Raw genomic sequence first — 23,242 nt, 5'->3', positions numbered from 1 at the left:
CCTGTGCCAGACAAGCAGTTAATGCAGTAAGTTAATTATCAAGGATATACCACGAGCCTATTTTGATCGATCTTGCATTTGATGCCCCCTTCCTTGAGGGCGTTGACCACCCCCAACAACTTGATGTTCCGGTTGATGCGTCCTTTACCGGTGAAGAGAGATGATTTAACCGACCCATTATAGATGATATCCACATCATACCACCTCGAAAGCTGGTTCATGATAGAGACCACATCTGCATCGTTGAAATGAAAGTAGCCTTCTTTCCAGGCGATGGCTTCCTCCGTATTCGCATCCCTCACGGTAGTAATATCATTGCCCCCGGCTTTAACGATCGCCTGGTTACCCGGCTTTAGAATGGCTTGGGAACTGAGGAGCTTTACGGCTACACTACCTTCAAAAAGCGTCGTCTTCCAGGCTTCATCGGCATAAGCGAATACATTGAAGTGGGTGCCCAGCACCTGCACATCGGCCGTTTTGGTTTGCACGATAAAGGGCCGGTTGGCTTCTTTGGCCACTTCAAAATACCCCTCCCCATCCAGTTGCACCCGGCGCTCGCCGGCAGCAAAAGCCACCGGAAAACGAAGCGAAGAAGCGGCATTGAGCCAAACCTTCGTACCGTCGGCCAATATGAGTTGATATTGACCACCACGGGGAATAGCGATCGTATTATAGAGCAGCTCCCCCGAAGTAACCGGAGTTGCCGCATTACCGGCGGTCGAATACAGGAGCTGACCATCTTTTTGCTTGGCGATCTCCACCTGTCCCTGACGCGAAACTTTACCAGTGCCGATCGAGTCCAAAAGGATAGAAGAGCTGTCGGCCAGGATGAGACGCGCCTTATTATTCCCTGTCTGGATACCGGGTGCCACGATCGGTTCGGCTGTAGCCACAGGATCTGCAGCCGGTTTCGCCGAAGGCCACATGAAATAAGTTGTGATGGCAACGGCTGCCAGCACTGCTGCAGCGACTGTCCATTTCCACCAGCCGATCACGCGGCCCTTGGAGCCTGTCTCCTGTTCGGGCAGTTTATCCGCGCAGAGGATCGCATCAGCCATCATGGTCATGCGCTCCTGGCTGGGCAGGGCAATTGTGGTAGTCGCGCTATTTAACCGTGCAGCCAGCTGATCGGTGAGCACAAAGGAATCATCCTGTTTCAAAGCTTCGGCCAGGGAAGACAATTCTTCCCCACTGGCATTGCCGGCCAATGCTTTATCCAGTAATTCCTTCAATTGAGGGTCGCTTAACATGTTGCTGCACGATTTTACAGTTATAAAAGACGCGTTTGTTTCTTATTAGTACCTATTGTTCATTAAAAAAAGCACCAGCAGCGCATAGCCAGCCTTTTCCAGGTAGTCCCGGATGAATTTCAGGGCCCGCACGAGTGTATTCTTCACCGATTGTTCCGACAGGTTCATGGCCCGGGCGATCTCAGCTGTTTTGTAGCCGCTTTCCCGGCTGAGCCGATAGGCCTGCTTTTGCTGCTTGGGCAGTTCGTCGACTGCTCTGCGTACCAGGGCTTCCGTATGCCTGAACATCATTTGCAGGTCGGTATCCGCCTGGTTCACTTCATCAACGGTGGCCAGCTTATCGATGGCTTTAGAATGAATGGATTGGTCTCTCAGGTAGGTAAAAGCCTGAAAATAGGCGATGCGAAGGATCCAGGCCCTCGGTTGTTGGATTTCTTTAAGTTTGTCGCGGTGAACCCAAAGACGCAAAAAAGTTTCCTGGATGATGTCTTCGGCTGCCGGTCCCGATTTGGTGACCTGCGCGATCATCGGGAACACCATGGGCATATAGGCCTGGAACAGCTTGCGGAAAGCAGCTTCATCACCGTCGGCAATTTGACCGAACAGCAATTTCTCGTCTGGCAGTAGATGGGGGATATTCACAGGCGGCGATCCATTTGCAATAAAAATAAATAAATAATGCTTCCGTTTTAACCGTACACCATGTTTGAAGGCATAGAAATCAAAATAAAAAGGGGCAATAGGGCATCAGGACCCGATGCGACTTGGACAGTGAAGGATAAATTGTACTGTACCGGCACCATGCAGGTGGGTTTTGGCGAATCCATCAGCTGGAAAGGCACCGACCTCCTACCCCTCAAAAAGCTTATTGCATTTTATAACCAGTTAAGTGATCCCTACAACAGAATAACCGACGAACAGCGTGAGCAGGTCTTTCCCTGCCGGGGAGGAGCCGTAACCATAACATTAGGAGAGTCAGGCCAGGATGGCATACCCTTTCAGGTAGTCTACAGGAAGCGCGGAGGCGCCGGTAACCTGCAGAAGGCTGTCCCATTATGGAAAATCAAGCTATGGCGAGATGACTTGTTTGCCGACGTGATGCGCCAGCTCACCGCGGCGGCGCCGGCAGCGGTTTGTTTACAGATCGGGCAATTGTTCGAACCGCCCCATACAGAAACGCGCTTTGCATTCGCGATCGGACAAAAAGTACGCACGATCCTCAATACCCGCGTGCGTACCTTGCGGATCGGCTATATCATGGATCGTTTTTACCATATGAATGAGCAAACCTGTATGTACAATTTGATGGTAGACGGGAAACTGATGGAGAAGAGATATTGGGAAGAAGACCTGGAACCGATGGCATAATGATAAACCCTAACACTAAACCACTATGAAATCAATGATGGAGCACAGCGGCTTGCAGGTGCTGCTTTTTATTTTTCCTTTGCTTGGCCTCTTACTGCACAACCTCGTGCAACGAAAGAATTTGAAAATAGTGCTGTGGTGCTCCCTGGCTCCACTACTACCGGCCCTTTTCGGTCTCAAATACGCAGTGGCGCATATTTACGACATCTTTATCATCGTAGGCATGAGTTGTGCGTTTGCCATCTGGATAGCAGATATAGGACGAAAGACGCTCGCCTCCATAATGATATCGATAACGCTCCTGGTAGTAGGAGGAATCGTTTCTGTGGGTGCTGCTTTCGCTGGCAGTATTACGACAAAAGAACGCTGGGCCACGGGCCGCTATCGTGTTAACCAGGTCCTGCACCAGGACTTAATAGGCGGCGAGCTGGTAACGTACGAGCTCTACAGGTTTACAACAGTGCCCATCCTGGTAAGGCATATCGACACGGAAGTTCAAGACAGCACCAATGATGGATGCTGGGTAAAGTTTGAGGAGGCAAAGTTCAGCTTGAATAAGTGTGCGCCGGATTCGTCGATATCACCCAATTAACAAAAAGAACAAGGTGACAACAGTTAGTCATCACCTTGCGGGCTCTCCTTGTTCTCTACAATGGATCCGATATTTCCAGCACTACACGCCCTGTGATCTTGCCCTGATGCAGTCTGGGCAGGATATCGTTGATGTCTTCCAGCTTGGCTCCGGTCGCTCTTGTTCTAACTTTCCCTTGTAAAGCCAGTTCAATGGCTTCCTGCATTTCTGTCCTAGTACCGATAAGTGTTCCCCTCACGATGATCTCCCCCATGCAGGCATCGAAAACAGAGACCGGCAATGCGCCGTCGGGAATGCCGGCCATGGTCATTGTACCGCCCGGTCGAATCGCGCGGAGGGTCTGGCTAAAGGCTTCGTTCACTACTGCCGTTACCAGCATACCATGTACACCGCCAATCTCCTTTTTAAGGAAGTCGTCTGGCGACTGCTTACTGGCGTTGACCGTAATGTCGGCACCAACTTCTTTGGCAAGCGCCAGTTTACTATCATCCACGTCGATGGCTGCTACCCTGTATCCTAATGCTTTTGCATATTGCACGGCCAGATGGCCCAGGCCGCCAATACCAGAAATCCCCACCCATTCACCAGGATTCAAGCCCGATACTTTAAGACCTTTGTACACGGTGATGCCGGCGCAAAGCACCGGTGCCATCTCTGTGAAGTTGAAACCACCCTGGGGAAAGCGGGCCACATAAGCTGCATTGGCTGTAACATATTCTGCATAGCCGCCGTCCACCGTATAGCCGCTGTTTTGCTGATCTACGCACAGCGCCGACCTGCCCTGGCCACAATAGTGACAGCAATTGCAGGCCCCGTTCAACCAGGGGATACCCACAACATCCCCTTCTTTCAGGTTCTTCACATCGGCGCCAATAGCAGCCACATACCCGATCGATTCATGCCCCATGATCAGTGGCATTTTGGGTTTTATAGGCCATTCGCCATTGGCTGCATGCACATCACTGTGGCAAACACCACAAGCAACTACTTTTACGACCACCTCATTGTCCTTGGGCGGCTTTACGGGCACTTCTTCAATACTTAACGGCTTCCCAAATTCATGCAGCACCGCTGCTTTCATCTTTTTTGGTAACATCTTTTTCCTGTTTTGATGATATAATCCAGTTTAAGAAACGCATGCGCAATCCATTGCCCTCCGGCATCGGAAATGCCGGAGTTTCGCTAACGGTAGTCGTTGAAAAGGAAGGGAATGAAAGCGGGGTTTTAAAACTCCTGAACGGTTGGCCGCAGGATGATCTCGTTAATATCTACGTCGGCTGGCTGCTCGATCGCATAAGCGATGGCACGTGCAATGGTATCTGCGGGAATTGCCATTTTATAAAACTCAGCAACCTGTTTGGCACTTTGCTGATGGGCGGTACTGAATTTCAGTTCGGAGTCTACTGCTCCCGGTTGAATTACAGTAGTCCGGATACCTTTTGAATGCACCTCGTGTCTCAATCCTTCGCTGATGGCCCGGACGGCGAATTTGGTACCACTGTATACTGTTCCACCGGGACTAAATACCCTGACCCCTGCAACGGAACCGATGTTAATAAAATGTCCTTCCGCTTGTTTTTCAAAAAAAGGCAAGGCAGCGGCTATGCCATACAACACCCCCTTAACATTTATATCGATCATGGAGTCCCATTCGCTGGTTCTTAACTCTACCATTGGCGCGATAGGCATTATCCCGGCGTTATTGATCATCACATCGATCCTGCCATAAGTTGCAATCGCTTTCAATACGAGATTCTGCACTTCATTCACCCTGGTAACATCTGTAACAAGCGCCGTCGCTTTTCCTCCCGCTCCAGTAATGTCAGCAACGATCGCCTCCAGTCTGTCGGCCCGCCTCGCCCCCAATACCACGCTGGCTCCTTTTGCCGCCAGATATATTGCGGTTGCCTCCCCTAGTCCGCTGCTCGCACCTGTAATAACGATCACCTTGTTTTGTAGTGGATTTTCCATGTACGTTATGATTTAGTAGTTGTTTTCCGATGAATCGCTTTCCCAGTCAAAGATCAAATCCAGAGACAGCATATTAAAATCACATCGCTGATAGCAGGTATCCAAAAAATAATAAGCCCCTGCATTGACGATATCTAAAGCGATGACATTCACGGTTCACGCTCTACAGAGCAATCCTATATTTTCCCGCAATCGAAAGCCATAAGAAAAGTAAGGGCACCTATAACTCTGGTTATTTGTTTGGCACTGCTGTTATTTTCAATTTTGAGTAGTCAAATCAGTCAACATGCACAGCAATTATTTTCCACTTAAAAGTTCTACAGGACGTTGGATCGCGGCATTGTCTTTCCTGGTGGAGTTGATCAAAGCGCCTCTCTGCTCACTCGCCACATCTGATTTCGGTTCTCCATCAAGCGAACAATACAAGACCGACCTGGTACAAGAAGATACGGGAAATCATGGGCTCCGTGATTATCAGGCATCCGTGCGACTTATCCAATACAACGTAAAACAAGCTTACCAGGAAGTGTTCTGGGAAGCATTGACCAGGTATGTATTCAGCTCTTTGAAAACTCCAGGCAATATTATGTCGGAAGCCTATTACGAGGAAGGAGACTCAACCACCCTGTGGATCATCGAACGATGGGACAACAATCAAACCCTTCAAAAAAACGAAGAAAGCCCGGTAGCGAGACATATAAAGGCATTAGCTAAAGAAGGGCTGGAGTCACCAGCGCAAACCTACCTCGTAGCAGACCTGGAACCGCTGCCCGATGAAGCCTACCGCAGGACGCCAGCCGCCCATGATCATCCATTGACAATTATGTTATTCGTGGATACTAAAAAGGGTACGGAAGATACTTTCAAAAAGCTCTATCACGCTGCCATGCCGGCATTTCGTGATGAACCAGGCGTGATCACCTATCAACTTTGCCAGTCGATAGCTGACAAAACAAAGTTTATCACTTATGAAAAATTCCGCAGTGAGGAAGCATTCCGGGAACACCTGAAGGAATCCGCTGTTGAACCCGTATTGCAATTCCTGCAAACATCTATTACAGCACCGCCTTTTGAGAAGGGGCTACACAGGCTGATTGAACTGGCTCCGCTACATAGGAGTTATTGAAACACAGCATGCTATTATAAACGATAAAACCACTAAAGGAGTTAGCCATGAAAAAAGGAACACTATTTTTCACCGTTTCAATCATTGTTATGTCAGGCAACGCCCAAAATACGGCAACGAAAGAATTCGACATGCTTACGAAACTATCGACCCAGCCCGTTGTGGCGGGATTGTCGATGCCGGCCATGCTGAATGCACCGGGCAACGAAAAGCTGAAAAGCTTTTTCCTCACACCCGTCGGGAACAAAACGAAGCTGCAGGGAAAAAGAATGGCTGTGATCGCAGCAGACGGCTTCGAAGAAATTGAACTACTGGGGCCCTTGTGGTATTTCAGGGAACTGGGCGCCAAAGTCGACGTGGTGGCTCCCAAATACAACCCAGCTCCTGAGAGGTACGGACTCACGATGCCCGAAATGGCAAAAGATCATATCATGGCTATTCAATACCTCAACCCCGTGGGGTGGATAAAGGTTGATCGAACCGCCGATCAGATAAAAGTAGAGGACTACGATGCCATATTCATTCCCGGCGGCGCCTGGAATCCGGATAACCTTCGCTTTGACAAAGACGTGATCCGCTTCATACAACAATTCAACCAGGCAGGAAAATTAGTGGCAGCCATTTGTCATGCCCCTGTCGTGTTGGCAACAGCCAATATTTTGAAAGGCAGGAAGCTCACAGGGTATTGGAATGTACATTCCGACCTGATCAATGCGGGAGGCCAGTTATCGGACGAGCCGGTGGTGGTAGATGGTAATCTCATCACCAGCAGGCACCCCATCGACGTAGCTGATTTCTCCCGGGCGGTGGCCGACTGGCTGGTAAAAAAGCAATAACCGCAAGTCTTCTTCACTGTTTACCCCATCGCTATGATAGTAAAGAAAACGCTTACGCTGAGGTTCATCTATGAATTTGCCGGATACCATTTATGGTGGTTAACCGCCTGGATGTCGCTGGTAGCAGGTATATGTTATTTCACCCATTGTAAATTATCATTTCCCTGGCTACCCCTGGCATTGATAGGCACGGCCGTAGCATTTTACGTGGGTTTTAAGAACAGCCATGCTTACGACAGGTTATGGGGAGGGATAAAAATATGGAGTGCCCTGGTAAATGAAAGCAGAAAACTCACAACGATGATCAAGCACTATCGAACGGAAGAAATGCCTGCTGACGATGGTGCAGCCATCAGAAAACAGATCATATTCCGGCACATTGCCTATCTCTACCTGCTCAGGGAACAGCTGCTGCAACCAACGCCCTGGGAACATGTGAGCCCCGAAAGCCGCACCAGCGGCCCTTGTAACCGCCGAAGGCGCGCAAAACTGAACGAGCAATACGCGGCAGAGCTCTCGGAGGTCGCCCATCAACAGTATTTAACGAATGAAGAACAGGTGAGCCTGCTCGGCTACAACAACAAAGCAGCACAATTACTGGACAAACAAACCGAAATGATCCAGCTGCTCTACGAACGCAAGGCCATCAATATGATCCAGCAAATAGATCTGGAAGCGACCATTAAGTCGACCTACGAGCTACAGGGCAATGCAGAAAGGATCAAGCAGGCGCCTTTTCCCCGCAAATACGCCAGCTTCAGCTTCCTGTTCGTCTGCATTTTCATATTCTTCCTCCCCTTTGGGATCATCGGCGAATTCAGCAAGTTGGGCAATGCGGGCATTTGGCTCAGCATTCCGGCTGGGGCGATTGTTGGATGGGTCTATGTCGTCATGGAAATGATCGGCGACTATTCCGAAAACCCATTCGAAGGATTACATAATGACACACCCATGCTTGCCATTTGCCGCGCCATTGAGATCGATATGCTGCAGATGCTGGGCATGCCGGATATCCCCCAGCCTATCCAGCCGAAAGGAGCTGTTTTGCTATGATTGCTGGCTTCGCCGCATACCGCCGTATCTATTGACTATAAATAAATCAGCTAAAATGAAAAAGAAAATTCTGATCGTCGTTTCCAATGCCAACACGATAGGTCCTCATAACAGAAGAACCGGCAACTTCCTCTCAGAAGTAGCACATCCTTATGCGGAATTCGACAAAGCCGGCTACCAGATCGACTTCGCCAGTTTGTCGGGCGACACTCCTTATTTGGATGCACTGAACCTCGCCGACGACCCCGACAACCTGAAGTTCTTGGTTGGAAAGGGTTGGGTCACGATGCAAAAGGCTAAAAAACTTTCCGATGTGGATGTCAGTACCTATGATGCCATCTTTATGCCGGGCGGACTGGCACCCATGGTGGATATGCCGGAAGCGCCGCTTCTTAAGCAGGTGATCAGAGAAACCTGGGACCGGGGTGCAGTCGTTGCGGCAGTTTGTCACGGCCCTGTATCATTGCTGAATGTTACGCTTAGCGACGGTACATATCTCGTAAAAGGTAAGAACATTGCCTCTTTTACGACAGCGGAAGAGGACAATTATGCGAGAGCCGATGTTCCCTTCGATTTGCAGACAGCGCTTACCAAACAAGGAGCTGTATACCACACTACCCCACCCTGGACGGCCAACAGTGTTGCCGACGGAAAACTGGTAACGGGTCAAAACCCAGCCTCTGCCAAGGGTGTCGGCGAAAAGGTGGTGGCTATACTGGAAGGCATGAGCTAACCGCCATTCATGAACCTTAATACAGATTATTAATCCAAAAAACAGGGAATATGAAATCAAGGAAGATCTTCCTGGTGTTAACAGCCGCCACCGTACTGCTGGCAACCAGTTCGTCATTTATTACCTTCAAAAACAACAATCGTATGACGCTCCATTCAGCTACAGCAAACAAACCAACCATAGTACTGGTGCATGGCGCATTTGCCGATGGGTCGTCATGGAACAAAGTGATCCCCATTTTGCAGAAAAATGGCTACCAGGCGATCGCCGTGCAAAACCCACTCACTTCCCTGTCAGATGATGTAGCCTTCGTTGAGCGGGCTCTCGGAGAAGTGCAGGGCAAAGTAGTGCTCGTAGGCCATTCCTGGGGAGGCGTTGTCATCACACAGGCTGGCAACAACGAAAAAGTCAGTTCACTCGTCTATGTGGCTGCCTTTGCGCCGGATGAAGGGCAAAGTATTGAGAGCATCAATAAAGATGCATTTGAAGTGAGGAAGTTACAGAATGTTCCGGGGCTGGCCGATCCAATAGTAACGGATGGATTTATACGACTAAAAGAGAAAGACGTCATCAATCATTTTGCACAGGACCTTCCCGAGCAGGAAGCGAAGCTCATAGCCGCTGGCCAGGGCCGGTTTCACGTGAGCACCATCTCCGCTAAAGTGTCCAATCCTGCCTGGAAAAACAAACCCAGCTACTTTATCGTGTCCGACAATGACCATATCATTGCTCCCCAGCTTGAAAGAGAGATGGCAAAAAATATCGGAGCCAAAACATATCATCTTCCTACGAGTCATGTTGCCATGCTATCAAAACCCGAAATAGTTGCAGAAGTCATCTTACGGGCGGCCAGCGAACAATAGTGATCATGGGCCTTTGCAGTGAACAGTTCTGTAAAATCTAAAACCATTTGGTATGCCTATCGTTTCCATCAATCCGGCCAATGGCCAGGAGATCAAGACTTACCCTACCTTAACGATCGAGGATACGTTCAAAAAGATTGACCAGACCCAAAATGCATGGGCGAGTTGGAGAAGGTCGAGCCACGAAACGCGCAGCACTTACCTTAATAATATGGCCGGCGTACTAAGAAAGCGTAGCCAGGAATTGGCCATTTTGATGGCCACCGAAATGGGCAAACCTGTTTCGCAAGGGCTTGCAGAAGTGGAGAAATGTGCGGAGTGCTGCGCGTATTATGCGGCGGAAGGACCTGTTCACCTGGCGGACCGCATCATTGAAACAGAAGCTTCCAAAAGCTACGCCAGCTTTCAACCACTAGGGATAGTGCTGGCTGTGATGCCCTGGAACTTCCCCTTGTGGCAGGTATTCCGGTTCCTGGCGCCAGCATTGGCAGCTGGCAATTGCGGTGTGTTGAAACATGCGTCTAATGTACCTGGCTGTGCTTTGATCATCGAAGACATTGTGCAAGAAGCAGGATTTCCGCCCCATGTGTTTCAAACATTGCTCATCAGCAGTAACCTCGTAAATCAGGTGATCGAACATCCTGCCATCAGGGCCGTTACATTAACGGGCAGCAACAACGCCGGCATCCAGGTGGCCGGCAAGGCAGGCTCGGTACTTAAAAAGGTCGTATTGGAATTAGGTGGTAGCGATGCTTACGTGGTGCTGGCCGATGCAGACTTGGAACTGGCCGCAGCCACCTGTGTCGACAGCCGGCTCATCAACAGCGGGCAAAGTTGTATTGCAGCCAAGCGATTCATTGTAGTTGAACCGGTAGCGGAAGCTTTTATTAAATTGTTCCTTGATGCAATGCAACGTAAAGTACTCGGCGATCCCCTCGACAGGTCAACAGATGTTGGTCCGCAGGCACGTGCCGATCTGCGGGATGAGTTACATGCACAGGTACTCAAATCCATTGAAAAAGGAGCTACCTGTATCCTGGGCGGAACTATAGCAGCGGGCAATCATGCTTATTACCCGCCTACTATCCTGACCAATGTAAAACCCGGCATGCCGGCATACGACGAAGAACTCTTCGGACCGGTAGCATCCATCATCCTTGCGAAGGATGAGGCCGACGCGCTGCGCATCGCTAACGATAGTGAATTTGGCCTGGGTTCAGCCGTATTTACCCGGAACACCATCCGGGGCGAACAAATAGCCCGCTTTGAACTCGACGCAGGTTCCAGCTATGTCAATGAACGGGTGAAGTCGGACCCACGCCTACCCTTCGGCGGCATCAAGCATTCAGGTTATGGCAGAGAACTGAGCTCCTTCGGCATCCTTGAATTTGTCAACATTAAAACGGTATACATCAAATAGCTCTAAAATTAACAGCATGGCAACAATACCCATACATGTCTTTGCCCAATGGAAAGTAAAGGAGGGAAACCTCGAAATTGTGTTGGATCTGCTAAAGGTGGTACGTTCACAGACCATTCAGGAACCAGGAAACCTGTTTTATATGGTGCATCAAAGCAAGGCGGACGAAAACACCCTGCTTCTTTTTGAGGGATATACGGATGAAGTGGCACAAAAAGCGCATACCAGTTCCGAACACTTCAAGTTGCTGGTGATAGAACAGATAGTTCCCTTACTTGACCAGCGGGAAGTTACGCTCGCCATTCCGATAACAGAATAAGGTACCGCTCATTAAGTAAGTTAACCTGGTGATCAGCCATGGGCTATTCGATTAAATCTCCGCTCCTGGCCATTTTATTGTCCATACTCCTGGTCTTGGTAAAGCAGCAAGGCGCTACCGGTCAGAAACGCACGCCTTCTGCGGCCTGGCTGATGCCGGCCGCCAGTTGGCGGCCGGCCAACAATGTTCGGCTGGTTGCCCAATTGGGGTACAATAACTATTACAGGATGGGTATCTTTTTTCCGCAAGGCTTTATCACGCTGAATAAGCATGTCATACTAAACCCGGCCTATATCTATGCCTTGCAAAAAAGGCCAACAGTGCCGCGCGTTTGGGAACACTACCTCATGAACGCCGTGATCTTCCAGGTGAAAAGTAGCAACCTCCTGATCGAGGACAGGAATATGATCTGGAACAGGTGGACAACTGGCATTCAGTCTAGACATTATTATCGAAACAGGTTGCGGATCAACCGGGCATTCAAAACCTGGTCAGCCACCACAAAGCTGTATGCCTATGATGAGGTGTTTTACCTGTTTAACGTAAAAAGTGTTGTGCGAAACCGCGCTGCTTTCGGAATCAGCAGCGATCTCAATGCAAAGTGGCTGGCTGATGTAACCTTCGTAAGGCAACAGGACCGGTACGCAGGCCCGCTCAATCTGTTTTTCATTGCCTGTACCTGGCAATTTTAAAGATCAGGCGCCCATAGGTTCATTCAGTTGTTTTTGTGGCACTAACGATTAACGCGGAGGTCCGGGGGTGCCAACTCAATGAGATGATGGTATTTCTTCTCGAAGGGAGGTTTCCTGACAGAGTGCTGCAGGAACCTGATTACCGGTGCAATACCAGGGTTTTTCAAATGGCTTTGAAATGCCTGTCTGTCGTGAAATTCCTTGTGAATGACGAACCTTCCCTTACGGTTACAATCCTGGCTAAACCGAAAAGAGAGTAAGCCAGGTTCTGCGCCTAATGTAGCTATCGCTGCGTGATTGATGAGCCTGAACTGATCTTCCTCTTTCCTTTTTACGTCTACGATCAACATAATGATCAATGGATTTTCTACTCCCGCGGCAACCCGGTGGACATCACTTCCCGAAAACAGGCCCAGGTCTTTTAAATACATCTTCTCCACACGTGCAGACAATCCGGTCCTGGCTAATAAAGTAACTGCCTGTGCTGCCGGGCTTTTTCCATTTTTTGCATAATATTCTTTATTGGTCCATCGCTCCACTACCCAAATAACAGAGGGGTCTCCATGCTCGGAATAAGCGGCCGCCATCACGTTTCCCGCCTCCAGCAATGAGCTGGAAACATACCCCCTCAACACCTGCATAAACTCGTCCTGGCGAGCCGCCTTTACCTGGTATCGTGTCAAGACCACGGCCATTGGATCATCCGAAGCCCGGCATTCTGTTCCTATTAGGTTAGCTGTTATGGATAAAACAGTCCTTCTCCATCGTTGAAACATAATAAAATCGATAGATGGTGAAATACGCAATCGTAGCCTGACGACAAAAATGGCAAGAACTTGTTCCCGGAACAAATAAGTCGCGTAATAGGTGCTCTTATTATTCTGATAATAGATGTAGAAAAGTCAATGAGAATAACAATTTTCCATTCAACAGCGCGAATTATTGTCGAAAGCACAAGAAAAAAGTAAAATATTAAACATTTTTCGTTAGCTTTCCCTAATTGTACCCATGGAGCTATCCTGCCAATTGATCATTGTACTTTAAATCGATCATCCTTTGAAAGTCCTTCCTTGTATGATGACCATTAAAAGGATATTATGTTCCGGGTGATTCTCCTTTCCATGTTTCTCTTCCAGATCCTGTCCCTCATGGGACAAGCTCCAATTCCAGCACCATCTACTATTCCGGGCTACACCTTCCATCCACGAAGTGAAGACAAACCCTCCTGGCAAAGATTGAACCTGCTATTGGGGGCCACCTACCTGGTTGTGGCGAAAGAAGGGCAGGCAGACATAGACAGTTGTATACAGGTCGCCAGTCGCACCATGGGCATAAGCCGCTATTCCCTGCTGGCCGAAGGGATCGACGATCCGGACCTGGCCGCGCAATCTAACTGGCTCGACCGGCAGGATCCAGGTACAGGCAAACGGTTACTGGCTAATACTACCGGCAAAAAACATTTGCTCCAGCTTTTATTATTGGGCGCCTATTATGCTTTTCAACCCTATAATTATTATAGGCACAAAGACAGTGTAGAGTATTTCCTTACACGGGCTATCAACGAAAGTAAATCTCTCCGGGAAGATAAATTGACCAGGGTGGCCCTGGGCTTGCTGGTTAAAGTGTATTCGCTAGGAAATGAACAACTGGCTGATTCGACTTGCCAGGAATTGATCAAACAATGCAGGATAGCCGGCGACCGGGATACGGAAGCCAGGGCATTGGCCTACAGAAGTAAGTTCACGCCACCCAGGGCCAACACGATACAGAAAAAGATGAACGATGCGGAGCAGGCAGCCGCCTTATACGATAGCCTTGGCAACTTCGAAGGCGAGATCAATGCACTCACTGATCTCGGCTATTTATCGGTTATTGCCGGCAATTTGCCGGCTGCCTATGATATTCTGTCAAGAGCCCTCGAACTGGCGGAAAAGATCGGGTACCCCTATACACATTATAATTCGCAGGCACTTACCACGATTACATTCTTCCAGGGAAAGTTCGGAGAGCCTCTGAGATATACTTACCAAACGATCAGGACCGCAGAAGCCACCCGCGACAGCCTGGCCTGGTGCTATTTTTATACCCGGATGGCTGCCATGATGGAGTTGGAAGGCAGGGAGGAGGAATGCTTCTATTGGTCGCAAAGATCCCTGCACCGATTTGTCGCCGACCGCAATCCTTCGGGCTATCGAATTCTAAATGATGTAGTCGAATACATGGGTAAAAGAGGGCGTAGTCAGGAAGCGTTGGACCTTGCTCGCGATATTGCAGATAAGATAGGCTATCCAACCACATTTTCGGATCGGTTTGCCTACCACCTGTTACTTTCCAGTTGCTATTTGAATCTGAAATTGCTCGATGAGGCAGAAATGGAGATCAGGAAAATGGATGAATTAGAAAAAGGCATAGCCATGTATATCGGTCCGATGCGAAGGTTTGAGATCGATGTGCAATGGGGCCAATTATTCCTGGCAAAAGGAGAGTACCTGAAAGCCCGCCAATATTTCGAAAAACAATTTAACTCCCCCCGTCCTATCAGTACTGCCCTGGTCTCCAGTATTAGTTTGTACCGCTCGTTGATATACATTGACTCGGCACTTGGAGACCATGCGGCGGCCGTGGGCCATTATAAGAAATACGCTCAATTGCTTGACTCCAGTTTTAGAATATCCAAGACAAGGCAGGCGGAAGAACTGCAGGTGGTTTACCAGATGAATGAAAAAGAAAACCAGATCACCTCCCTGATGCAGCAATCAAAACTGGAAAAAGCCAATTCTGAGAAAGCAGCTATTATGAAAGATCTGACGATCGCCGGCATTATAGGAACATTGATCATAGCGGGCCTGTTATATCGCCAAAATCGCCTGAGAAAGAAAAGCAACGAAGTGATCACTGAGAAAAACAGCCAACTACAGCAATTGTTAAGTGACAAGGAATGGCTATTGAAAGAAATCCATCATCGCGTCAAAAACAATCTCCAGATCGTTATCAGCTTGCTCGACTCCCAGTCTGAATATATCGACAACGATGCGGCGCTGGCCGCGATTGAAGAAAATATGCAGCGTGTTCACGCCATGGCGCTTATCCACCAGAAGTTGTATCAATCAGAAGATGTATCTACCATTGCCATGCCCGAGTACATTAATGAGCTCGTTCATTATGCCCAGGACAGCTTCGATACAGGCAACCAGATCCATTTTGAGCGCTCAGTTGAACCAATTGATCTCGATGTTTCCCAGGCCATTCCGCTTGGCCTCATCATTAACGAATGTATTGTCAACGCCATCAAATACGCATTTCCGATGGGCAGGAAAGGAGTTGTCAGGATCCATTTGCACCGGTCGGAAGACCACTCCCTGTCGTTGGAGATAGCTGACAATGGCATAGGGCTTCCTGAAGGATTTGATCCCAAATCACATGCATCACTGGGGCTTGATCTCATGCAGGGACTTACAAGGCAATTGAACGGCAGCTTTACTATGGAAAGTAACCAGGGCTTACGTATTGCAATCAAATTTGCCGCGCTCAGGAATCAATTATTACATGGTTCTTTGGCCATAGCTTAACCCAATGCCTATGAAGAAGAAAATGCTAATAGTGGAGGACGAATACATCGTAGCCAACAACCTGCGGCAGGTGTTAACACGATTTGGCTATGAAGTGGTGGGCATAGCGGCCACAGCCGCAGAAGCAGCAGAGATCGTCCGGAATGACAGACCTGATTTAGCTTTACTTGATATCAGGCTGCAGGGAGAACTAACCGGGATCGATATAGCCAGGATGCTAAGAACGGAGAATATTGGTTTTATCTATTTGTCGGCCAATTAAAACCGGCAAGTGCTCGAAGAGGCAAAGAAAACAGAACCTTATGGATTCCTCGTGAAGCCATTCAGGAAAAAGGACCTGCAGGTGATGTTGGATATTGCCTGGTACCGGCATTATCAAAGCCTCGAAGCAAAGTCACAACAAGAAAACCTGTTGCAACAACAGCTCCTGGCGACGAGCCAGGCGGGCCAGAACAGCCAGCAGAAAATGTTGGAGATTGCAAGGATCTTTCAGGCTTATATCCCATTCGACCTCATCGCCAGCGGCCTTAGGCCGCTTAGTATGGGGCCATTCAATGACAAAGCCTGGCTGCGTATTGGATTAAATGAATATCAATTTATCGGAGAAGACGAACTGTTAACCATTGCTAATCTAAAAAGGACGGCCCTTTCTGTCATACTTGCCAACAGCCATACAGACCCCAGGCCGGTTATCTACCAGGAGCAAACAGACAGTGGGAAGCTACCTGTACCTTCGCTGCAGAAAACCCTGATCGATACCTTTCAGATAAAGTCCTTTCTGGTATTCCCGGTAAGTATGGGTAATGGGTTATCGTTCCATTACTTTTTCTACAGCCGCCAGCAAGGTATATATACTGATAATCATATTGCCTTGCTGAACCGTTTAGGAACGTGTATTACAAAAACCGCTGAAGCGCTTACGGAAGGAAGTAACCAGGCTTCCAATATCTCATCGGGCGCTACAGCAGGGTCACTCACGCAGGCTGCCGAGCGACCGGAGTTTCACCATATCATCGGGAAACACCATCTCTTGCTGGCCGCATTGGATCTTGCCATCCAGGTGGCCCCCTACAACACATCGGTTTTACTACTTGGAGAAAGCGGTACGGGCAAGGAAAAGGTAGCACAATCCATACACCTGCTTTCTTCCCGGAAGGCTGGCCCCTTTATAAAATTAAATTGCGGGGCAATCCCCCCTACCCTCATCGAATCGGAATTGTTTGGTCATGAAAAAGGCGCATTCACCGGCGCTACAGAAAAACGCAAGGGCCGGTTCGAGCTGGCTGCAGGAGGTACTCTTTTCCTGGATGAGATTGGAGAACTTCCCCTCGACATGCAGGTAAAGTTGTTGCGTGTTCTGCAGGAAAAGGAAATTGAATACGTGGGCGGCATGGCCCCTGTCAAGGTCGATGTTCGTATCATAGCAGCCACCAATCGAAACCTCGAGCAGGAAGTAGCGGCAGGCAATTTCCGGCTCGACCTATATTACAGATTGAATGTCTTCCCTATAACATTACCATCGCTGCGCGACCGGAAAAGTGATATAAAAGCCCTGGCAATCTACTTTGCCCAAAAGAATTGCTCTGCGTTCAATAAAAGATTCAACGGTTTCGCCGCAACTATGATGGAAGAAATGATTGCTTACGACTGGCCGGGCAACATCCGTGAACTGGAGAACGTCATAGAACAGGCGATCATACTTTCTGACGGCAACGCTGCATTGGAACTGAAGCGAAGTCTTACGGGATCTGCCAGGGAATCAACCCCGAAAGCGGATGTTCAATCACTTGACGATATAAAACGTATTCAAATCGAATCGGAAAGAGAATATATTATTTCCATTCTCAAAAGGACAGCCGGGCGTATCCGCGGTGCAAACGGGGCAGCAGCCTTGTTAAACCTTAAACCTACTACACTGGAAGCCAGGATACATAAGCTTAACATACAAAGAAACGAATTTACCAATCAGTAATTGGCATCAAGCTCCAACAAGATTGGACGCTACTACACTTCGTGCTCCAATCCTTTTGGAGTTTCAATTCCTGCCTCATCCCTCCTTGTCTACTAGCGGGTCGCAGAATTATTTATATATCAAGCAATTGCAAATTTCTTCGCGAATACACTCCAGAAATATCTTCCCTGGCATAGCAATAGCAGACGCTGTTAACCGCCTGACATCAGAGCTGGTATCGATCATTAAAACGCTTATTTATGTTGAACCTCGAATGGTTTAGAACTTTTAAAGCTATTTACGAAACCGGTAACTTGTCTGCAGCAGCGCAGGAACTTTTCATTTCCCAACCTGGCGTAAGCCTGCACTTAAGATCGCTTGAAACTTATACCGGCCATCGACTGTTTGAGCGCGACACCAGGAAGATGATACCAACCGAACGTGCGACCATCCTGTACAATTACATCATCGAATCGCTAAACAACCTCGTGCAGGCAGAACAGGTATTCTGCAGAAACTCTAAAGAAGACAAACCGACTATCGGCATCGGTATGGGATTTGATGCATTTGGCCACACACTGGAAGAACATATCGCTAAATTACCCTTCAACCTCATCTTGAAATTTGGTGAATATGAACAGCTGCTGCACGCGCTGGAAACCGGTGCACTCGATCTTGTATTGACACCTCAAAAGGGGCACCAATCCACTCTTGAATACACTCCTTTTGCAAAAGAGCGTGTCGTCCTCGTTTGTAATACCGACACTGACATCGAAGGATTGCAGGTACTGATATCTACCGGTAAGAGGGCGGATGTAAGGCAATGGCTCAGAGAACAGGTTTGGTTTACGGCCGGTGCGGATATGGGTTATTTGCGGGATTTTTGGCTGGCCAATTTCGAATGCCAGCCCGATTTCAGGCCCAATTATATCGTACCTAATTTTGGATCAATTCTCCGTTGCCTTCGCAATGGCCATGGATTTGCCGTCATGCCCGACTTCATTTGCCGGCACGCGATCGAAACCAAGCACATCAAACTCGCTTGGGAAGGAAGCCCTTATGTTGAAAATACGCTGTATTGCAGCAAACGGAACAGGTCGGTTCACGCCAGAGAGATCAAGCAGCTTGAACAAATCCTGATACAGAACTGGTTTTCCAAAACAGATGGAGTAAATCTTGTGCCATGTCAGTATTGATTATAAACCAACGCGCCTTTTTCAGGATTGATACCCTCACGGAAACCGCCCTTTTGTATACTAATGACTCAAAAGATGAGGTATTTGGATTGTACCTGCTATTGAATGGTGAAGTCGAAATCCAGGCCGGGGGAAGTCGGGTATTGGTTGGTCCCAACAGTCTCTACTGTAACGATCTGAATGAAAACCGTCGGGTAAGCATCAAAGCAGGCGCTAAGGGATATGCGATCCATTTCAACCGGGCCTTGTTGTGTGGAACCAATGCAGATTTCAATTTCGCCTGGTTTTCAGTGTTCCATTCCCGCAGCCTTGCCGAAAAGGCCGTTCAGATCGGCGACACATTCTTACAGGAAGGCAACAGACTTTGCGAGATGATGTTGCAGGAGTTCAGACGCGAGCATCATTTAAGAATGGAAATATTAGGAGCCTTCCTGAACGTATTCCTGCTTTACTTGCTACGATGCCTTGGCGACAGCTTTTTCAACATCTTCCAATCACCTCGTTTTTCACTCCTCCATAAATTCAATCTCTTGCTGGAGCAACACTACAAGACTAACAAAAAAGTAGCGGATTATGCAGCCCTGCTCTGTATATCGCCTAATTACCTGAACAATACGATCAAGCAGGAAACCGGCAAATCGGTCAGCACGCTCATCAGGCAAAGAATTGTAATGGAAGCTGTAAAAAAAGCGAAGCTGTCAGGCGCAAGCCTGAAAGAAGTTGCCGACGACCTGGGGTTTCAAGACAAATCGCATTTCAGCAAGTACTTTAAGAAAGTAGCCGGCAAAAACTTCAGAGAGGTCACCCGGGAAACAACATGAATGCAGGTCCCTTTTTTATTTCAGGAGCAGCGCTTCAATCTTCTCAAGTCGCTTTTTCAGCGCTTCATTTTCCTTTTGCAATAGATCGATCACCTGCTGCTGCTCCTGCACGGCTTTAACCAAAGGAGCTATCAATTGTCCATAGGCAATGCTGTAACTATCATTCTCGCTGGCAGGTTTGTGCACCATGCCCGAATTGATATGCTTATCGTTGATGAGCTTTTCTACCTCCTGGGCTATAAAGCCGGTATGTACCACCCTTTCTGCATCGGTGTAATCGGATGATACCAGGTTTGCCTGGCGGGCGGGGCTCTTTTGTAAGGCAAATCTGTCCAATTCAAAAGCTTTATATTGATACGCAACAGGCCGCAGTCCCATGATGAAATCCAGACCAGGCACATCTTCGGTAACATTCTTCTTGAACCGTCCATCGCTGGTTTGGAACAGGCTGGTACAATACACAGCAATATTAGCTTTGCCAAGGCGCATGGAATTACTCGCCGTTATCGTAGCCTGTGCACCAATGGCAGTAGCGTTGGTATAACTGCCATCACTTACATTAGCGCCCTGCCCGATGAACGTGTTGAAACTACCGGTGGTATTAGCATTGCCGGCACCGTCTCCAATGATCGTGTTAGAATTGCCACTTGAAACATTTTGTCCGGCACCATTACCCACCACGGTATTGTAATATCCGCCCGTATTGTTTTGCAACGACTGGTGTCCAATAGCTACATTGTAGGCTGCACTGGAACCGGCCTTCTGTCCTGAATAACTGCCAACAAAAATATTACCAATGCCACCGGTGCTTTCATAGCCAGAGCGGAAGCCCAGGAAAATATTTCCTGATCCGTTGATATTATACGGCGCAGTTTGGGCGCCGATGGCAACATTGGCACCCGCAGTATTGCTGTACAACGACGAATCGCCGATGGCCACGCGTAGGTCGCCATTGCCATTAGTGGCCGCATAGCTGCCAATGACCACATTTCTATTGCCGGTCGTATTGTTCATTAAAGCCGATATGCCAACCGCTATATTCCCCTCGCCTGTTGTGTTGGACATCAATGAAAAGTTCCCGAAAGAAGAGTTTGAACTTCCGGTCGTATTGACAAAAAGAGCCCTGCTGCCCGCAGCCAGATTATTGATGCCCGTTTGGTTGTAAAAAAGCGCATACGATCCTATGCCTGTGTTGTTGGCGCCGCTGGTATTGGCACTCAATGCACCATACCCCAGGGCCGTGTTACCGTAGCCGGTTGTATTTTGGGTAAGCGCAAAAGCGCCGGTTCCCGTATTCTCCCTGCCGGTGCTGTTATTCCGCAGCGCCGAAAAGCCACTGGCGCTATTGTATTCTCCCGTTGTAACGGCATAAAGTGCCAAAGCACCCATCGCAGTATTGTAACTACCCGTCGTATTGGAACGCAAAGCCACATAACCATTGGCGGTATTATAGGCGCCGGTGGTATTGAACCGCAATGAAAAGCTACCAAGTCCGGTATTGTAGCTGCCGACAGCATTGCTGATCAGGCTGCTGATACCGATAGCGGTATTGTGAACGCCTGTGCTAATGGAATCCAGCGAGCGGAAACCAATGGCTGTATTATTGGAAGCGCTGTCGATAATGCCGGCATTCACATTTTGTATGCGGAAACGAAGTGGCTGCAGATCAGTCGTACCGATAAAGTTCATCGTGGGGTTGGTGCCGCTGTTACCGGTCATCTGCCACCCGCTGCCGGTAGCTCCGAACCCTGTCCAGCTGGGCGTAGCCGTAGAACCGCTGTTATAATAGAAACCCGCGGTGCCATCCGTTTGAAAAATAAGCAGGCCGGTGGCTGGTAAAGGAATGGCGTTGCGCTGCGTTTCGGTCATAGTGGGTATCAACAATCCTTTTACGGTACTTTTGATATCCAGGGCAGCGCTGGCATGTGGGGTGGTTGTACCAATGCCAACGTTTTGGGCAATGCCTGCTGTCGAAACGATAGTCAGCATCATCACTAGCAGTATTCTGTTCATATCTCCGGGTTTTGGTCTTGGTTGTTTTATTACTGTTTTACAAGGCGAATGGTTTTTAACTGCCGGTCGTTTACCCATTCTATCGTAAGCAGGTAGGCTCCGGAAGCAGCTTGATGCAGGTCCACGTCAAATTGATTGACGCCCCTTAGCAAATTGACCGACCTCTTCACTACCACCACTCCCCTGGCGTCCATCACCTTTATATAGGCCTGGTCGTTGCGACTACTTTGGATGCGCAGGGTAAATGTCTGTAGGAAGGGATTAGGTCCAACCTGGCAAACTTCCGCCAAGGCACAATTGAAAATAACGGCCGAAGTGTAGGTCACCCGGCCGTCCAGGTCGTACTGCGCGATACGGTATTGTGCTTTTTCCACCGGGTTAAGATCGGCAAAGGCATAGCTTTTTTCTACACTGCTATTACCCGCTGCTACAAGCTGACCGAGCCCCATCCACCCCGCACCGCTGTTTCTTTCAATAATAAAGTGACTGCTATTGCTTTCCTGCGCCGTCTTCCAGTGCAGGAGGGCCCGGCCATCGTCGCACTGAACATGAAAGCCCGTAAAAACCACCGGCAGCGAAACCGAAGCAACGGCCAGCGTCCATATGGAAAAGGCATCGATGCCGGTCTTTTCTACATAGTTCTGCGCAACGTTGAAACCAGTACGCCGCTGATCAAGCCAACTGAGGCCATCCACGCTGCGCCACAGAACCAGGTCGTTTTCGGGAAGATTGTTGAGCTCGCCATCAAAATAAGAGAACCTGAGCGTGGCGCCCAGGTTGCTGTTATTGGTCGGGGTTATATGATAATAACGTAGTAAACTACTTCCGGTGAGGTTTTGAGCTTTGTGGCCTCTTTTAACCAGTACACTGCCCAGGTTCCTGGAGCTGCTGATGAGGGCACCCAGATTGCCGGGGTTGCTATTGGCCGGGGCATTGAGCGTGGTAGTGAACAACACTTCACCTCCGGCGGCACCAATAAGGCGACTGTTCTCCGATTCACCCACAAGCTGTCCCGTACTGCCCAGGTCAAGGTCGTACCCATTGAGGTCAACCAGCCCTTGGGAAAACAATACCTGGCTGGAAATGCCAATGGGCCGCTGAAGTAGGACGCGGGCACCTGGGTCTTTATTGATCTGGATCGAATAAAATTGTACAGGTTGCGTACCCCGAACTGAAAAGTTCCCTGCTCCTGAAAAATAGAAGGTGCCGTTCCCGGCCAAAAACTGGCCGTTATTAACTAAGTCCATATCCTTCAGCGTAAGGCTCGCATTACCGGTAACCTGCAACTGCGCGCCGGGGCCTATATATAATTGGCCCGCACACAACAGGGAAATTGCCAGGAGAACTCCGGTTAGGGCAAGCCGCCAGGCGATTGACCTTTTGTCGGTAACAAAAACAACACGCATCGTGAAGCAGGGTTTACAGTTAGCTGATAATGGCAGGGACGGGACTATACCAATAAAACTATG

General features: G+C 48.8%; 22 protein-coding genes. 15 read left to right on the top strand and 7 right to left on the bottom strand.

Annotated elements, in window-relative coordinates:
• Nucleotides 1-38 precede the first annotated feature (38 nt).
• Nucleotides 39-1,250 (bottom strand): FecR family protein, encoded by a 1,212-nt coding sequence (locus P2H89_RS05865; RefSeq protein WP_275825639.1) that lies wholly within the window; start codon nucleotides 1,248-1,250, stop codon nucleotides 39-41.
• A gap of 45 nt (nucleotides 1,251-1,295) precedes the next feature.
• Complete coding sequence (locus P2H89_RS05860) at nucleotides 1,296-1,892, bottom strand: sigma-70 family RNA polymerase sigma factor (RefSeq protein WP_275825638.1); 597 nt, start codon at nucleotides 1,890-1,892, stop codon at nucleotides 1,296-1,298.
• A 60-nt stretch (nucleotides 1,893-1,952) separates the two neighbouring features.
• Here P2H89_RS05860 and P2H89_RS05855 point away from each other — a divergent pair, with 60 nt between their 5' ends.
• Together P2H89_RS05855 and P2H89_RS05850 are read left to right on the top strand one after the other, a co-directional pair.
• Nucleotides 1,953-2,618: a hypothetical protein gene (locus P2H89_RS05855; RefSeq protein ID WP_275825637.1), complete on the top strand. Its 666-nt coding sequence runs from the start codon at nucleotides 1,953-1,955 to the stop codon at nucleotides 2,616-2,618.
• A 25-nt stretch (nucleotides 2,619-2,643) separates the two neighbouring features.
• Complete coding sequence (locus tag P2H89_RS05850; RefSeq protein ID WP_275825636.1) at nucleotides 2,644-3,210, top strand: hypothetical protein; 567 nt, start codon at nucleotides 2,644-2,646, stop codon at nucleotides 3,208-3,210.
• Nucleotides 3,211-3,265: 55 nt separating this feature from the next.
• Here P2H89_RS05850 and P2H89_RS05845 read toward each other — a convergent pair whose 3' ends face one another.
• Nucleotides 3,266-4,306, bottom strand: coding sequence for a zinc-dependent alcohol dehydrogenase (locus P2H89_RS05845; protein ID WP_275825635.1), 1,041 nt, complete (start codon nucleotides 4,304-4,306; stop codon nucleotides 3,266-3,268).
• A 128-nt stretch (nucleotides 4,307-4,434) separates the two neighbouring features.
• Complete coding sequence (locus P2H89_RS05840; RefSeq protein ID WP_275825634.1) at nucleotides 4,435-5,181, bottom strand: SDR family oxidoreductase; 747 nt, start codon at nucleotides 5,179-5,181, stop codon at nucleotides 4,435-4,437.
• 286 nt (nucleotides 5,182-5,467) lie between these two features.
• On the opposite strand from P2H89_RS05840, the gene P2H89_RS05835 reads away from it, so the two are divergent.
• The 8 genes from P2H89_RS05835 to P2H89_RS05800 all read left to right on the top strand — a co-directional run bounded on the left by P2H89_RS05835 (nucleotide 5,468) and on the right by P2H89_RS05800 (nucleotide 12,223).
• On the top strand, nucleotides 5,468-6,307 hold the full coding sequence (locus tag P2H89_RS05835) for an antibiotic biosynthesis monooxygenase (RefSeq protein WP_275825633.1): 840 nt from the start codon (nucleotides 5,468-5,470) through the stop codon (nucleotides 6,305-6,307).
• Between the two features lie 89 nt (nucleotides 6,308-6,396).
• Complete coding sequence (locus P2H89_RS05830) at nucleotides 6,397-7,143, top strand: type 1 glutamine amidotransferase domain-containing protein (RefSeq protein WP_275825631.1); 747 nt, start codon at nucleotides 6,397-6,399, stop codon at nucleotides 7,141-7,143.
• A gap of 33 nt (nucleotides 7,144-7,176) precedes the next feature.
• On the top strand, nucleotides 7,177-8,196 hold the full coding sequence (locus P2H89_RS05825) for a bestrophin family ion channel (protein WP_275825630.1): 1,020 nt from the start codon (nucleotides 7,177-7,179) through the stop codon (nucleotides 8,194-8,196).
• A gap of 55 nt (nucleotides 8,197-8,251) precedes the next feature.
• Nucleotides 8,252-8,929, top strand: a complete 678-nt coding sequence (locus tag P2H89_RS05820) for a type 1 glutamine amidotransferase domain-containing protein (protein ID WP_275825629.1) — start codon at nucleotides 8,252-8,254, stop codon at nucleotides 8,927-8,929.
• A gap of 50 nt (nucleotides 8,930-8,979) precedes the next feature.
• Nucleotides 8,980-9,792, top strand: coding sequence for an alpha/beta hydrolase (locus P2H89_RS05815; RefSeq protein ID WP_275825628.1), 813 nt, complete (start codon nucleotides 8,980-8,982; stop codon nucleotides 9,790-9,792).
• Nucleotides 9,793-9,844: 52 nt separating this feature from the next.
• The gene (locus P2H89_RS05810; protein ID WP_275825627.1) at nucleotides 9,845-11,212 is read left to right on the top strand and encodes an NAD-dependent succinate-semialdehyde dehydrogenase; all 1,368 of its coding nucleotides are present in this window, start codon (nucleotides 9,845-9,847) and stop codon (nucleotides 11,210-11,212) included.
• Between the two features lie 16 nt (nucleotides 11,213-11,228).
• Complete coding sequence (locus P2H89_RS05805; RefSeq protein ID WP_275825626.1) at nucleotides 11,229-11,531, top strand: putative quinol monooxygenase; 303 nt, start codon at nucleotides 11,229-11,231, stop codon at nucleotides 11,529-11,531.
• Nucleotides 11,532-11,569: 38 nt separating this feature from the next.
• Nucleotides 11,570-12,223, top strand: a complete 654-nt coding sequence (locus tag P2H89_RS05800; protein ID WP_275825625.1) for a hypothetical protein — start codon at nucleotides 11,570-11,572, stop codon at nucleotides 12,221-12,223.
• A 41-nt stretch (nucleotides 12,224-12,264) separates the two neighbouring features.
• On the opposite strand, the gene P2H89_RS05795 is transcribed toward P2H89_RS05800, so the two are convergent.
• Complete coding sequence (locus P2H89_RS05795) at nucleotides 12,265-12,906, bottom strand: antibiotic biosynthesis monooxygenase (protein WP_275825624.1); 642 nt, start codon at nucleotides 12,904-12,906, stop codon at nucleotides 12,265-12,267.
• Nucleotides 12,907-13,320: 414 nt separating this feature from the next.
• Here P2H89_RS05795 and P2H89_RS05790 point away from each other — a divergent pair, with 414 nt between their 5' ends.
• The 5 genes from P2H89_RS05790 to P2H89_RS05770 all read left to right on the top strand — a co-directional run bounded on the left by P2H89_RS05790 (nucleotide 13,321) and on the right by P2H89_RS05770 (nucleotide 19,760).
• A complete protein-coding gene (locus P2H89_RS05790) occupies nucleotides 13,321-15,792 on the top strand; it encodes a sensor histidine kinase (protein ID WP_275825623.1) in 2,472 nt (823 codons plus the stop codon).
• Nucleotides 15,793-15,802: 10 nt separating this feature from the next.
• A complete protein-coding gene (locus tag P2H89_RS05785; protein ID WP_275825622.1) occupies nucleotides 15,803-16,054 on the top strand; it encodes a response regulator in 252 nt (83 codons plus the stop codon).
• Between the two features lie 9 nt (nucleotides 16,055-16,063).
• On the top strand, nucleotides 16,064-17,764 hold the full coding sequence (locus tag P2H89_RS05780) for a sigma-54-dependent Fis family transcriptional regulator (RefSeq protein ID WP_275825621.1): 1,701 nt from the start codon (nucleotides 16,064-16,066) through the stop codon (nucleotides 17,762-17,764).
• 239 nt (nucleotides 17,765-18,003) lie between these two features.
• On the top strand, nucleotides 18,004-18,939 hold the full coding sequence (locus P2H89_RS05775; protein WP_275825620.1) for a LysR family transcriptional regulator: 936 nt from the start codon (nucleotides 18,004-18,006) through the stop codon (nucleotides 18,937-18,939).
• Nucleotides 18,927-19,760 (top strand): helix-turn-helix transcriptional regulator, encoded by an 834-nt coding sequence (locus tag P2H89_RS05770; RefSeq protein ID WP_275825619.1) that lies wholly within the window; start codon nucleotides 18,927-18,929, stop codon nucleotides 19,758-19,760. Before P2H89_RS05775 ends, P2H89_RS05770 begins: the two co-directional genes overlap by 13 nt.
• Before the next feature lie 15 nt (nucleotides 19,761-19,775).
• On the opposite strand, the gene P2H89_RS05765 is transcribed toward P2H89_RS05770, so the two are convergent.
• Both P2H89_RS05765 and P2H89_RS05760 read right to left on the bottom strand, forming a co-directional pair.
• Nucleotides 19,776-21,773 carry a tail fiber domain-containing protein gene (locus tag P2H89_RS05765; RefSeq protein ID WP_275825618.1) on the bottom strand — a complete coding sequence of 666 codons (1,998 nt, stop codon included), beginning with the start codon at nucleotides 21,771-21,773 and terminating at the stop codon, nucleotides 19,776-19,778.
• A 29-nt stretch (nucleotides 21,774-21,802) separates the two neighbouring features.
• The gene (locus P2H89_RS05760) at nucleotides 21,803-23,179 is read right to left on the bottom strand and encodes a T9SS type A sorting domain-containing protein (protein WP_275825617.1); all 1,377 of its coding nucleotides are present in this window, start codon (nucleotides 23,177-23,179) and stop codon (nucleotides 21,803-21,805) included.
• Nucleotides 23,180-23,242 lie beyond the last annotated feature (63 nt).

Origin of the sequence: Paraflavitalea sp. CAU 1676 (assembly GCF_029223285.1) — a bacterium.
Classification (GTDB): Bacteria; Bacteroidota; Bacteroidia; order Chitinophagales; family Chitinophagaceae; genus Paraflavitalea.
The sequence above is the reverse complement of the archived record's forward strand: the minus strand, read 5'-3'. Positions and strand labels throughout refer to the sequence as shown.

Bases quoted from the DNA above. Each gene is read 5' to 3' on its own strand.
- P2H89_RS05835 (WP_275825633.1), top strand. From the start codon at position 5,468: ATGCACAGCAATTATTTTCCACTTAAAAGTTCTACAGGACGTTGGATC.
- P2H89_RS05820 (WP_275825629.1), top strand. From the start codon at position 8,252: ATGAAAAAGAAAATTCTGATCGTCGTTTCCAATGCCAACACGATAGGT.
- P2H89_RS05800 (WP_275825625.1), top strand. From the start codon at position 11,570: ATGGGCTATTCGATTAAATCTCCGCTCCTGGCCATTTTATTGTCCATA.
- P2H89_RS05785 (WP_275825622.1), top strand. From the start codon at position 15,803: ATGAAGAAGAAAATGCTAATAGTGGAGGACGAATACATCGTAGCCAAC.
- P2H89_RS05855 (WP_275825637.1), top strand. From the start codon at position 1,953: ATGTTTGAAGGCATAGAAATCAAAATAAAAAGGGGCAATAGGGCATCA.
- P2H89_RS05790 (WP_275825623.1), top strand. From the start codon at position 13,321: ATGTTCCGGGTGATTCTCCTTTCCATGTTTCTCTTCCAGATCCTGTCC.
- P2H89_RS05830 (WP_275825631.1), top strand. From the start codon at position 6,397: ATGTCAGGCAACGCCCAAAATACGGCAACGAAAGAATTCGACATGCTT.
- P2H89_RS05765 (WP_275825618.1), bottom strand. From the start codon at position 21,773: ATGAACAGAATACTGCTAGTGATGATGCTGACTATCGTTTCGACAGCA.
- P2H89_RS05825 (WP_275825630.1), top strand. From the start codon at position 7,177: ATGATAGTAAAGAAAACGCTTACGCTGAGGTTCATCTATGAATTTGCC.
- P2H89_RS05805 (WP_275825626.1), top strand. From the start codon at position 11,229: ATGGCAACAATACCCATACATGTCTTTGCCCAATGGAAAGTAAAGGAG.
- P2H89_RS05770 (WP_275825619.1), top strand. From the start codon at position 18,927: ATGTCAGTATTGATTATAAACCAACGCGCCTTTTTCAGGATTGATACC.
- P2H89_RS05845 (WP_275825635.1), bottom strand. From the start codon at position 4,306: ATGTTACCAAAAAAGATGAAAGCAGCGGTGCTGCATGAATTTGGGAAG.
- P2H89_RS05810 (WP_275825627.1), top strand. From the start codon at position 9,845: ATGCCTATCGTTTCCATCAATCCGGCCAATGGCCAGGAGATCAAGACT.
- P2H89_RS05850 (WP_275825636.1), top strand. From the start codon at position 2,644: ATGAAATCAATGATGGAGCACAGCGGCTTGCAGGTGCTGCTTTTTATT.
- P2H89_RS05760 (WP_275825617.1), bottom strand. From the start codon at position 23,179: ATGCGTGTTGTTTTTGTTACCGACAAAAGGTCAATCGCCTGGCGGCTT.
- P2H89_RS05865 (WP_275825639.1), bottom strand. From the start codon at position 1,250: ATGTTAAGCGACCCTCAATTGAAGGAATTACTGGATAAAGCATTGGCC.
- P2H89_RS05815 (WP_275825628.1), top strand. From the start codon at position 8,980: ATGAAATCAAGGAAGATCTTCCTGGTGTTAACAGCCGCCACCGTACTG.
- P2H89_RS05775 (WP_275825620.1), top strand. From the start codon at position 18,004: ATGTTGAACCTCGAATGGTTTAGAACTTTTAAAGCTATTTACGAAACC.
- P2H89_RS05840 (WP_275825634.1), bottom strand. From the start codon at position 5,181: ATGGAAAATCCACTACAAAACAAGGTGATCGTTATTACAGGTGCGAGC.